Origin of the sequence: Pseudanabaena sp. FACHB-1998 (assembly GCF_014696355.1) — a bacterium.
Taxonomy (GTDB): Bacteria; Cyanobacteriota; Cyanobacteriia; order Pseudanabaenales; family Pseudanabaenaceae; genus Pseudanabaena.
In genome coordinates this window covers 43,284-55,793 of the sequence record NZ_JACJQA010000007.1, presented here as the reverse complement: position 1 = coordinate 55,793, position 12,510 = coordinate 43,284, and the positions used below count along the sequence as shown (strand labels likewise).

General features: G+C 39.8%; 10 protein-coding genes. 4 read left to right on the top strand and 6 right to left on the bottom strand.

Features of this window, described 5'->3' with window-relative positions; all coding sequences use genetic code 11:
* Positions 1 to 36 precede the first annotated feature (36 nt).
* Positions 37 to 1,017 carry an FkbM family methyltransferase gene (locus H6F42_RS03685; protein ID WP_190398015.1) on the top strand — a complete coding sequence of 327 codons (981 nt, stop codon included), beginning with the start codon at positions 37 to 39 and terminating at the stop codon, positions 1,015 to 1,017.
* A gap of 70 nt (positions 1,018 to 1,087) precedes the next feature.
* Here the strand turns inward: H6F42_RS03685 and acsF are convergent, their stop codons facing one another.
* The 6 genes from acsF to H6F42_RS03655 form a co-directional block, all read right to left on the bottom strand.
* A complete protein-coding gene (gene acsF / locus H6F42_RS03680; RefSeq protein WP_190398014.1) occupies positions 1,088 to 2,164 on the bottom strand; it encodes a magnesium-protoporphyrin IX monomethyl ester (oxidative) cyclase in 1,077 nt (358 codons plus the stop codon).
* A gap of 116 nt (positions 2,165 to 2,280) precedes the next feature.
* Positions 2,281 to 2,697: a bacteriohemerythrin gene (locus H6F42_RS03675; RefSeq protein ID WP_190398013.1), complete on the bottom strand. Its 417-nt coding sequence runs from the start codon at positions 2,695 to 2,697 to the stop codon at positions 2,281 to 2,283.
* A 4-nt stretch (positions 2,698 to 2,701) separates the two neighbouring features.
* A complete protein-coding gene (hemN, locus tag H6F42_RS03670) occupies positions 2,702 to 4,102 on the bottom strand; it encodes an oxygen-independent coproporphyrinogen III oxidase (protein ID WP_190398012.1) in 1,401 nt (466 codons plus the stop codon).
* A gap of 63 nt (positions 4,103 to 4,165) precedes the next feature.
* Positions 4,166 to 4,894, bottom strand: a complete 729-nt coding sequence (locus tag H6F42_RS03665) for a heme oxygenase (biliverdin-producing) (protein WP_190398011.1) — start codon at positions 4,892 to 4,894, stop codon at positions 4,166 to 4,168.
* A 168-nt stretch (positions 4,895 to 5,062) separates the two neighbouring features.
* Complete coding sequence (locus tag H6F42_RS03660; RefSeq protein ID WP_190398010.1) at positions 5,063 to 6,793, bottom strand: ABC transporter permease subunit; 1,731 nt, start codon at positions 6,791 to 6,793, stop codon at positions 5,063 to 5,065.
* A 114-nt stretch (positions 6,794 to 6,907) separates the two neighbouring features.
* Positions 6,908 to 8,257, bottom strand: coding sequence for a nitrate/sulfonate/bicarbonate ABC transporter ATP-binding protein (locus tag H6F42_RS03655; protein ID WP_190398009.1), 1,350 nt, complete (start codon positions 8,255 to 8,257; stop codon positions 6,908 to 6,910).
* A 542-nt stretch (positions 8,258 to 8,799) separates the two neighbouring features.
* On the opposite strand from H6F42_RS03655, the gene H6F42_RS03650 reads away from it, so the two are divergent.
* The 3 genes from H6F42_RS03650 to pgsA all read left to right on the top strand — a co-directional run bounded on the left by H6F42_RS03650 (position 8,800) and on the right by pgsA (position 12,488).
* Positions 8,800 to 10,479 (top strand): glycosyltransferase family 39 protein, encoded by a 1,680-nt coding sequence (locus H6F42_RS03650; protein WP_190398008.1) that lies wholly within the window; start codon positions 8,800 to 8,802, stop codon positions 10,477 to 10,479.
* A 121-nt stretch (positions 10,480 to 10,600) separates the two neighbouring features.
* Positions 10,601 to 11,881 carry a glycosyltransferase gene (locus tag H6F42_RS03645; protein ID WP_190398007.1) on the top strand — a complete coding sequence of 427 codons (1,281 nt, stop codon included), beginning with the start codon at positions 10,601 to 10,603 and terminating at the stop codon, positions 11,879 to 11,881.
* Between the two features lie 49 nt (positions 11,882 to 11,930).
* The gene (gene pgsA, locus H6F42_RS03640) at positions 11,931 to 12,488 is read left to right on the top strand and encodes a CDP-diacylglycerol--glycerol-3-phosphate 3-phosphatidyltransferase (protein WP_190398006.1); all 558 of its coding nucleotides are present in this window, start codon (positions 11,931 to 11,933) and stop codon (positions 12,486 to 12,488) included.
* Positions 12,489 to 12,510: the final 22 nt, after the last annotated feature.

Sequence of the window (12,510 nt, the reverse complement as noted above, 5' to 3'; positions counted from 1 at the left end):
GCTATTGCCCTTTATTTGCCGTTCATTCGCTTTTTTATGCCGCACAACTCTCATAGCACAAAATCAAACCAATTAGATCAGCCCGACGCTTGGTTATACGATCGCTCAGTTTTAGGATGGATCGCCGATCCCTCCCTGCGTAAGCAATTACCTTTTTTATATCGAATCTTCGGTTGGTATAGCCAAGCTTATTTCCAAATCACAGGCAAAAATTATCTGTATGGGGGGCGCAATCTATTTAGATTCCTCTCCAATATTTTCTATCAACAGTCCCCCGAAAGCTATGTGCAGATGCAGTTAGCGGGCTATCAAGTATTTCTCGATCCCATTGATATGCGAATGTTTCAGGTGGTCAATGAGTTAGCCAGCCAAGAGACGGATACGCGGGTGTTGTCAGCGCTATTATCTGAGGGTGATACTTTCTTAGATGTGGGCGCAAATCATGGCAGCTTTGCAATCGTGGCGAGTAAATTAGTGGGAGCCAGTGGTTTTGTCCTTGCTGTAGAGCCACAACCCCGTCTAGCTAAAGCCTTAGAGCAATCTTTAAAAGCGAATGCGCTGTGTAATTTTCAACTCCATAACTTAGCCGTTGGTAGTACCGATGGTGAAATAGAACTGATCGTTCCCCTTGGTACTTCTGGCTCCGCAGGCGTATTTGCTGAACATTCCGCAACTCATCAATATCGTACTTTTATCGTTCCCCTGAGGCGTTTTGATGATTTAGTAGATTGGCAAAAATTCACAGGCAAAGTCCTGCTCAAGTTGGATGTAGAAGGTAGTGAATGTGCCTTTCTTTTGGGCGCAAAATCGATGATTACAACCCTCAAGCCTAATCTAATTATTGAAGTACATCCTAATAGCCTCAAGGCTTCGGGCGCAACAGGTGACAAGCTCAAGGAATTATTGCAAGAGTTAGGTTACAACTACTATTCAGAGATAGAAGCTTGCGATCGCTTTATCCCCTTAGCCGATCTCAATACCAATATTCAAAGAAACGTAATCATGACTATGATGTAAAGCTAGCCCCCCAAATAAAAGTAGCGGCGCGAAGTGCTGCAACTTTTATTTGGAGATTTCCTAGCCAATTTTATAGAACAGTACCACGCTGGACTTCGGCATCAATGGGTTTAATTAGATATACCAACAACAATTGCCAGACGATCGCTACAAGCAAAGGTAATTTTTGCAAGTTCTTAATCAACTGAGGGCGATCGCTTTCATTAATTGTCGTCAGCTTGAAATTGTAGTCCACACATTTCTCTAATCTAGGGAAAAAGTCGGGATGATCGGTATCTAGTACCGTAGGAAAGGCACTAATGGCGGTGTGATTGGTATTGATCACCACTTCTTTATTGTATTGACGCGCATCTAAACCAATAGATTTATAGAAATCGGCTCGTTCAAATACGGTGATGGTGTGGGTGGCAAATACGGTTAATAAAAAGAAACGCGCCCAAAGTTTAGCTTGCCATGTACCCCAAAGATCAGGCTGCGATCGCAATAGTACCTTAAAGAAATCACCGTGACGATTTTCATCTTGACACCAGCTTTCAAAATATTTAAATAGAGGATAGAAGCGGTTTTCAGGATGATTTTGCATATGATAATGCACGAGAATATAGCGCCAGTAACCGATTTTTTCTGATAGATAAACGGAATAAATTACCCATTCTGGTTTAAAGAAGGTGTAGCTACGTTTTTTAGTCATATTGACTAAATCTAGCGACAGATGGAAATCCTTCATTGCTTTATTCAAAAAGCCTGCATGACGTGCTTCATCCCTTGCCATAAGGTTAAAGGCTTCGGATAGCAAAGGATTGCGATCTTTAAGTTGACGGGATAATTCCTTAAATAGCAGAAAACCTGAGAATTCGGAGGTGCAAGAACGCTCTAAAAAGTCAATGAAAGCAGCGCGAGTTTCTTGATCAATATGCTCCCAAGATTGCTCAAATTCCTTGTCACGTTTGAAGTGGTTGCGGTTGTAGTCAGTACGCAGTTCTTCCACCACAGCTTCGAGTTCTGCTTGCTGCAAAGAAGTATCCATCTTCGCAACCTTGTCATAGTCAGTGGTATAGAACCTTGGCGTTAAGAGAGTTTCCTTAACAGGAACTTTGATGCCATCACGGAGAAGTTCGGGTTCGGGGCGAGATTGAATAGAAACCATCGTAGTAATTAGTTATATTGAGATTTGTTATAAAATTAAAGATTTTTGATTCCCTTCAATTCCCCTTAAACAGGGGAAGAAGAAAATTCTCCCCCCTTTTTAAGGGGCCGGGGGATCTATTTATTTTGAAAAAACTGAATCATTTTCTGGTCTTCACCCTTAATGTGATGAGTTAACCATTCGGTTAGAAACTGGGTAATATCAGTGGTGATAGATGCCTCGCGATCGCGAAATTTGTGCAAGAGATTAACTACCTTGGCAATGAGATAATCATGAATTTGTTTATGACGCTCATAATCAGGATAATTTGCTGACATCATCAAAGCTTCTTCTGTATGAAAATGCTCAACTGTATGATTAGTTAAGCAATTCAAAATCTCTTGGAGTACAGAAAAATCTCTGCTCGTAATTACTGCATCATGCAAAGAATTAACAATTTCAAAAAGTTCTTGATGTTGTGTATCTACCTCCAGATTCCCAGTTTCATAAGCTGTGTGCCAAGCAGCGATCGGTTTCGTCAAAGTGGTGGTCATAGATTTAAATTGATTTTGAGAATCTTCCTGTGTCATTTTTGGTGAGATAGCTATCAAACACTGAGGCAATATTGCGAATTAATAACCGTCCCGCAGGTGTTACTTCAATGCGATCGCGTTCTAGTTCAATCAAGCCATCAGCCTCTAATTGACGCAATTTCAAGCGCTCTGGCTCAAAGTATTTACCAAAATCGCGATCACAGGTCAGATGATATTTAGATTCAATCTCTTCCTGAGAAAGCTCAAATTGACACATGAGTTCCATAATGATCGAACGGCGCAAAATATCATCGGCATTAAGCGTGACACCGCGCTCGATTGGCAACTCACCTGCATCGATCGCCTTGTAAAAGTCCTGTAAACCTTTAAGGTTTTGGGTATAGACATTTTGCAGCATACTGATGGAAGTCATGCCAAAACCGATCAGATCAGATTCAGGCTTGGTGGTATAGCCTTGAAAATTGCGATGTAACTTGCCTTCACTTTGAGCGATCGCCAATTCATCATTGGGCTTAGCGAAGTGATCCATACCGATAAACACATAGCCATGCTTAGTTAAGGTTTCGATGGTCATTTCCATAATTTGCAACTTCTCTTCTGGAGAAGGCAAAGTCGCTGGATCAATCTTTTTCTTTTGTAATGGCTTCAACCAAGGCACATAGGCAAAGTTAAATACGGCAATGCGATCGGGATCAAGCTCGATAGTTTTAGCAAGGGTTTCGCGGAAAGTTTCTAGAGTTTGATAGGGCAGTCCATAGATTAAATCCACATTCACTCCTTCAAATCCCACTTCACGCATCCATCGCATTCCCTCAAAGAGCATCTCTTCAGGCTGAATCCGATTAACCGCTTCTTGCACCTTGGGATTAAAATCTTGAATACCAAAACTAATGCGATTAAAGCCGAGATTTCTTAAGCCTTGTAAATATTCCTGAGTTAGCGATCGCGGATTTACTTCAATGGAAACTTCCGCATCGACTGCAAAGGTAAAATGCAATTGAAAGCTTTGCCATAATCTCTCCACTTGATCAAAGGAGAAATAATTAGGTGTACCGCCACCCCAATGCATTTGCTGAACCAAGCGATCGCGATCTACCGTTGCCGAAACCTGCTCAATATGGCGAATCAGATAACCCAAATAAGGCTCGGCAATTTCCTTGCGAGTGCTAATTACAGTATTGCAACCGCAAAAATAACAGGGTGCATCACAAAAGGGAATATGGGCATAGAGAGATAGTGGCGTTTTTTGGAGATTCCCTGCGGCGATCGCTCCTCGAAAATCGATTTGTTGAAAGTTCTCGTTTAATTCTGTTGCAGGGGGATAGCTGGTATATCTGGGGACGGGCTGATTGTATTTATGTAAAAGATTAATATCAAATTTAACTGTCTGTGTGGTTGTAGTCATTCATTCAATTCCTATAAGTATTTCAGAATAAACAGCGCGAAGTGCTGTTTATTCTGATCATTTCTATGCTGCGTGACTATGATGGCGCTCAGTGCTACCTGCCCGATCTTGCTTAGTCAGCAATTCAAATACATGGGGATCAAGCACGGCTCTAACGTCCGCTTCTAACTCATCGACCACATTCCGATTGAGGGTAAAAGCATAATTTGCCTCTTCCACAATTCGCTCAACCGTTTCCTCATCCACCTCAAGTGAATCTAAAGCTTGGCGATATTTTTCTTTAAAGTCCCGCTTTGCTTCCACTGTGGGAAATTGGTCAAATTCATAAAAAGTCGTGCCGCGATCGCTAGGTAAATCCAGAGCCGAACGCACAATATGCTTTAAGGCTTGACCACCTGATAGATCACCCAAATAGCGGGTATAGGAATGGGCAATCAGTAATTCAGGCTGACTATCAGAAATTTCCTTGAGGCGATCGACATAAACTTGTCCTGCTTTCAGAGGAACAATTTCAGAGCGCCAATTATCACCATAATAGAACTCTAAATCCTGTTCTAAATTTTGTTGGCGATTAAGCTCTGGAAAATATATTTTGCCTACAATAGGGTGTTGAGAGTGGCGTTTTAGTTCCTCCTCAAGCGTACTGTAAACAAAATAGAGATTTGCTAGTAATTTTCTGAAAGGAACAGTCTCGACAATGCCTTTAAGAAAGCATTTCATAAATGCAGTATTCTCGGCGGCAGTATGAGATTTTTGTGTACCTTCGCGTAGACGGGTAGCTAGGTGACTCATTCGGCATTTCCACAAAACTTAGTAGCGTCATGCTAAACCTTGTACTTATATATAATGTCAAGCTAAGTTATGTTAAGAATCCAAACCCAATAAATAAAGGCGGCACGAAGTGCCGCCTTTATTTATACAAAACCACAAAATAGATACGCTATTTTATGTGTAGCAGAGCTAAACCAATAATTGATACTTCACTTGCGCTAAACGATAGAGTGGTCGCCAGACCAAACGATTCGTTGTTACTACTAACAACGACATCACAATAGTTGAAGCTAACAAAAGCGGAAAATCGCCAATATCTGAAGCCTGTGTAATCGTTGAACCTAGCCCTGTCGCCGTTAATAACTTTCCTTGAAATTTAATATATTCTCCCGCAATACTCGCATTCCAAGCCCCACCAACTGCCGTAATAATCCCTGTCACTAAATAGGGAAATATTCCCGGCAAAATCAATGTCCGCCAACGTTCTACTGGTGAAAGTTTATAGACCCTAGCCGCTTCAAAAAGTTCAGAGGGAATAGCCTGTGCGCCTGCAATCACATTAAACAGGATGTACCACATACTTCCTAAAGTCATTAAAATTACGGCTCCAATATCTAAGCCTCCACCAATATTGGCTAAGCCCAGCAATAAAATTGGAAATAGCGCAGTCGCTGGAACTGAAGCGGCAATTTGAACAATTGGTTGTAAGATTTGGGCTAATTTCGGGCTACGTCCAATCGTTACGCCAATGGGAACGGTAATCAAAAGTGAAATAATCAGAACCACTGCCACCCGAATGGAAGTAAAAAACGCCCCGATCGCCACCTGTCGCCAAGAACTCAAAGGCATCTTACTAAGCAACAAAATTGCTTCGATAGTTCCCCCTAAAACGATAAATCCTGCTACCCCCATCAGTACCCAGTTTGCCAAACCAAGCCATTTAGAAGGTTTGGGCTGTTTAAGCGATGATTTTTCAGCCTTATTACTAAAACCATGGTTAAAGGTTTCCGATATGGGCATAAATACTCGTTCGCTAATAATTCGCATGGTTGGCGATCGCCTTAAAAAATCCAACACCCTTGATTCAGGAACTTGGGTTGCTTCTACCGTTTCATGTTTAAACTTTTCCGCCCAAGCAATCAGTGGTCGCCAAATAAAATAATCAATAATACTAATAATGCTAATTAAAACCACAATTCCCCAAAGAATAGCCACATTATCACCTTGATCGGCGGCAGCTTTCAGAAAGGAACCTAAACCAGGCAAAGTAAAATTACGCTTAGAAAGCGTAAAGGATTCAGTCTGCATCAAAAAGAACCAACCACCCGCCACCGACATGACACTATTCCAAACCAATCCCACCACCCCTGAAGGAAGTTCTAAAGTCCAAAAACGTTGCCAAGCACTGAGCCGATACACTTCACTCGCTTCTTTTAGTTCCTTAGGAATACTGCTCAGCGATTGATAAAAGCTAAAGGTCATATTCCAAGTCATACCCGTAAAAATCAGCAATATCGAAGCCATTTCAATACCCAATCTTTGCCCCGGAAATAAGCCCACCAGAGCTAACACCACCGCAGGAAGAAATGAGAGAACAGGAATGGATTGCAAAATGTCTAATAAGGGAATGAGAACCTTTGACCATGTAGTCGAACGATAGGCAATATAAGCATACATAAGACTAAAGATTAGTGATAATCCATAGGCGGCAAGCATTCTCACTAAGGTTTGCAAGGCATAGGTAGGCAGAAAACTAAGGGACAGATTAATTACATATTCACTATCGTAAGTACCTGTAAATTTACTAGCAGTCTGCACGATGATAAAAATCAAAGACACGATCGCTAAGGGTAGTAAAATATCCCCGACACTCCATCGTGAGCGAAATTCTGATTTAGGATCAATAGTTGGCTGAAACATAAGCAATCCAATCTAAGATTTACAACAAGAGGATTTCCAAATAATTTTTTAGAAGTCTTACGGAGCAAGGCTTCTAAAAAATTATTTGGATTGACAGACAAAGCTATTTTAAAGCTATTCCAAGTCTTCAGTTTCAGAAGTAGTTTCTTCGATAAAGATTTCCCCCGAAGGCTCATCATAACTAAAGAGTTCCGCATAACGTCCCCAGTCCATGGCAGTTCTGAGTTGTCGCTGTGCCTCTTTGCTAGTGAAATAGTTCTCTAAGATATCGAGAACCAACTCTTCAGATATTCGATGATTGCGCTTAGCTTGGAGTAACTGAAAGATCTGCTGCACAAGGCGAATATTTTGCTGTAACAAGTCGCGAACAATGGCTTTACGCTCGTCAATATTGCAGTTAATAAACTTTTCACCCAGTGACGATAGTTGAATGTCTCCCTCCGTCACTGTCACCAATTCCATTAACTTACTCGCATCAACAATCGGCAAAAGGTCATCAACTTCCAACAATAGCTCTTGAGCAAGGCGATAGAGATCCTTCTCTTGCCGCCCCTCCAGTAATTCGAGCAAACCTGCCATTGAACCAATTCGCACATGGGGCAAGGATTGATACTTGGGTTGTGATGATACTTTTGGCTCCAATGTGGAGGTAGTAGTAGTGGTTTGGCTCGGTGCGTCAGGCAAGTCGGGATTGGTCAGAATTTTATAAACTTGGTCAACTAGAGCCTGAAATTCTGGACTTTTGCGATCGCGATAATGCGGCAATGCGATCGGTAAGTCTGCCCGAATTCGACCGGGATTTCGACCTAAAACGATGACGCGATCGGCAAGGGTCACGGCTTCCTCAATCCCATGGGTCACGATTAAAATTGATTTCGTCGGAATTCGTCGCTCTAACCAAAGATCAAGTAATTCAAAGCGGAGGTTTTCTGCGGTTAGCACATCTAAAGCTGAGAATGGCTCATCCATGCACAATAGCTCAGGCTCAACCGCTAAAGCTCTCGCAAAACCAACGCGCTGACGCATTCCCCCTGATAATTCCTTGGGATAAGCATTTTCAAATCCATCTAAACCAATCACATCGATCATTCGCAAAGCTTTTTGTAAGCGCGTATCTTTTGGCTCTCCCTTTGCCTTTAACCCCAATTCCACATTTTCTAAAACCGTCAGCCAAGGGTAGAGCGCAAAATTTTGAAAAACGATCGCTACCCCCGGATTTAAACCCACCAAAGGACGATTGTAATACAACACCTTGCCACTAGAAGGCGGAATTAATCCAGCAATCATGCGCATGAGCGTGGACTTACCTGAGCCAGAAGGGCCCAGTAAAGCAATAATTTCACCTACTTGCAACTGACAATTAATATTTTCAATAATTGATATCGTCTGCCCATTTGGTTGTAAGTAAGACTTCCCAATATTCTCTAAAGCAATAAAGCTGGTTTTTGCGACGTTTTGAACCATAGTGTTATCTGTGCAGGTATTGTGAGCTACATAGATAGGGAAGTTTTCGCTACCCAACCCAGTACATTATCGTCTAATTACGCTCATATGCTCCTATAGCTGTGGTCAGTTGCATTCGGACAAACCTCTTCCAACCCAAGCATTAGCGATGCGGCGCACCGCTAATGCTTGGGTTGGAAGGTTTGTTTTTAGACTGGGAAGGAAGTAACACTAATTTCAGCATCCAAAATTATTAGCTAAACCAATTTTGTAAGTATTATGTAGTTTTTTACTATTTGGCAATTTTTTGAATAGTAAATTAATATTTTTAATTAATAAATATATGTATATATGTAACAGTACAAATGATAGCTAGGGCAAATCAAAATCCAAAAGACAAGTGCTAGCATTTCTCACTACCACTTGTCTTTTGCAAAAATTATATTGCTACAGTAGTTCTAGAATTATCTTAATTACAAAAAAGATCTAAGTAAGTAGCAATTAGAATACTTGATTTTTTCATTATGGGTAGTTAGAATAGGTTGCCGTTGAAATAAATTAATATGATTATTAACTCCAAGGTATTAAAAACATCGTTTAGTTTTTTTCTTGTCATAATAATTTTATTAGGTATAGTATTTCGATTCGTCAATCTTGATAATAAGGTCTATTGGACAGATGAGACCTATACATCTTTAAGAGCTTCTGGATATACTGAACTTGAACTAGTTCAATATTTAAGAGATAAAAAGATTGTTAAATCTGGCGACTTGCAAGCCTATCAATACAGCAATCCTGATAGAAGTTATCTTAGTGTTCTCAATTCTTTGGCTGCCGAAGATCCACAGCACTCGCCACTCTATTATTTAATTTCCAAGACATGGGTGGAATTGTTCGGTAATACTATTTCTGCAAGGCGTAGCTTATCAGCAGTAGCGAGTTTGCTTTCTCTCCCTTTAATTTACTGGCTCTGTATAGAATTATTTAAAAAATCTTCCATTGCTTTAACTGCAACTGCCTTAATGGCAATATCACCTTTTCATCTTCTTTATGCCCAAGAGTCTAGGCAATATAGCTTATGGACTTTTATGATTATTTTCGCTAGTACATGTTTGCTACGCTCCTTAAGAAAAAGCTCTAACTATGGGTGGCTATTATATTCAATATCTTTAGCTCTTTCTCTTTACACTTTTTTGTTGTCTATATTTTTGATTATCAGTCATGGCATTTATGTCTTCGCAATCGAAGGATTTAAAATAAGTAAAACTTTTATAAAATACTTAGCCTCTACCTTACTAGGAATAATCATATTTTCACCATGGCTTTATGTGGTTTTAAACAATGTATTACACATAAATAAAGTCACAGGTGGATCAAAAAAATTATCAGGCTTAGGTTTCTATGCAACTATTTCAAAGGAATGGTTGGTTAATCTAAGTAGATTGTTTGTAGATATCGTTGGGGATTCAGGAGCTACGTCAAATCTCCTCTCTCCCTTAACCATATTTTTGTTATTTATAGTAATTGCTTGTTTCACAGTTACTGTTTATTCAATATATTACCTCTTCAAACATACTAAACAAAATCCATTAAAGCCAGTAATATTTATATTTTCAATTATTGCGGTAAATTATGTCTTATTAATATTGCCAGATTTAGCAGTAGGTGATAACCGCTCTATGGTTAGTCGTTTGTTTAATCCTGCTTATGTAGGTATTAATTTGTCACTTGCTTATTTGGTGTCTAATATTTTTTTGGATTCTTCTTTTACTTTTAAATCTTGGCTAGATAATTTAAAGGTACTTGCATTAGCTTTTTTTTGCTGCATGAGTATAATTTCTTGTGTGGTAATTACTCAGTCTCAAACATCTTGGATTAAGGGACATGGTCAATATAATCATTTAGTCGCAAATGAAATCAATAAATCTTCTAATCCACTTATAGTTTCCACTAATTTTGGAAGTGCTTCAGATTTACTAACCCTTAGTTATTATCTTAGACCCAATATCATAATATTATCTCAGCCCACCTGCTATACATGCTCTACTAAGTTTGTTAACAATTCTTCCGAAATTGCAAATCAGATATCTACAATGTTTAACGAATTTAGTGACGTTTTTATTCTTAACTCCGAGGTACCTTCAGAGCTTGATAGCCAGTTCAATATCACTCAAGTTTTTTTACCTAATACTCGTACAGGCAAAAGTATTGGCAGTGATTTGCGTAAACTTACTAGGAAGTAATTTTGTATCTATTGCTAGGATTCTTAAATTTTGTCATCAAATAAAATTTGTAGAGATATTCCAGATCATGTAAAAATCAAATCAGTAAAAAAAACAATATTTATTTTCGATACTAATAATTATGACAAATTTACTCACTGAAGTTCCTGTCGGCTCTTTTCAGGTTAATGAACTTATCCAAAACATTGATGTCATATCATTTGACAACGATGTTTTGCAAGAAACAGAGAACAGATTGAAGCCAAATCAAAATGATATATCTATATTTTCTCTGATAGTTCCTACTTATAATGAAAGTAAAAATCTAGAAAAGTTAGTTAAAGTTCTTAGTGATTTATTAAATGAATCTTTAGGGGGAAACTATGAGCTAATTATTGTGGACGATAATAGTCCCGATTTGACTTGGCAAGTGGGACTTGATTTAATGGCTAGCTATCCACATCTGCGGATTATGCGTCGGCAAGGAGAGAAAGGACTATCAACGGCAGTGATTCGTGGTTGGCAAGCTTCGCAGGGAGAAATTCTAGGTGTAATTGATGGCGATTTGCAGCATCCCCCTGAAACCCTGCTCAAGATGCTTGATGAGATGAAAAATGGAGCCGACTTAGTAGTGGCTAGTCGCCATGTGGAGGGTGGAGGGGTAAGCGATTGGGGCTTTGCTCGGCGCTTGTTGTCCCGTGGAGCGCAAATGCTAGGATTAATCATTTTGCCCAATGTAATTGGGCGCGTATCCGATCCAATGAGTGGATACTTTATGGTGCGGCGTAGCGCGATCGCCAATTGTCCGATGAATCCTCTAGGTTACAAGATTTTGATTGAAGTATTAGGACGGGGCAATATTGGTAGAGTTGCGGAAGTTGGTTATGTCTTTCAGGAGCGCCAAGAGGGAGAAAGTAAGGTAACTTGGCGACAATATATGGACTATATTTTGCATTTAGTACGATTGCGATCGCGCGGCAGAATTGGCAAAATCCGCGAAAAATTTAGTCTCCCTGTCAAACGTTTTTTAAGATTTGGACTAGTTGGTTTTAGTGGAGTATTTGTCGATATGGTAATCCTCTACTTACTGAGCGACGCTTCCACACTAGGTTGGGGATTAACACGCAGTAAAATCATTGCTTCGGAAGTGGCAATTCTGAATAATTTCCTATGGAATGATTTATGGACTTTTCGAGATTTTTCTAGTCAACAGTCAGGGTGGCGGAAACTCACTAAGCGCTTCGTCAAATTTAATCTCATTTGCTTGATTGGGATTGGTTTAAACTTGATTATTCTCAATATTCTCTATAATCATTTTGGGGTCAATAAGTATCTGGCTAACCTAATTGCGATCGCGATCGTGACCATTTGGAATTTTTGGTTCAATCTCAAACTTAGCTGGCGGGTGACGCAAACCAAATAATATAGAAATGGGCGCGATCGCGCCCATTTCTATATTATTTGATTAAATTATGCTCACCGAAATTACATTGCCAACTTGGGTAACTCTCTCAAGATTGATTGCGGTTCCTATTATTTTTGGGCTATTTATTTGGCAAGATAGCGAACTTACTCGCCTAATTGCCTTAACAGTATTTTTAATTGCTTCGATTACTGATTGGCTAGATGGATATTTAGCAAGAAAACTTAATCAAATTACTGAACTGGGTAAATTTCTCGATCCGCTAGTCGATAAAGTTCTCACGATTGCTTTATTTCTCTTGTTTATTGAACTGGGTCAGGTTCCCGCTTGGGCAGTCTTTTTGATTATTACGCGAGAGTTATTGATTACGGCTTGGCGTGGTGCGCCCACTAAGCCAAGTGCGCCGAGTCAGGAGACAACTACCGAAGCAAATAAGCCCCAAATTATTGGCGCAAATTTTTGGGGGAAAGCGAAAACTGTGATGCAAATGGTGGCGATCGCCACTTTATTAATCAAAATTCCCTATGCGATCACCTTTTTCTGGATTGCACTATTACTTACGTTGATTTCAGGCATTCTCTATGTTGTGCCAGCACCAAAAGCTTAGTTATGATGCAGTACAGCTAGCC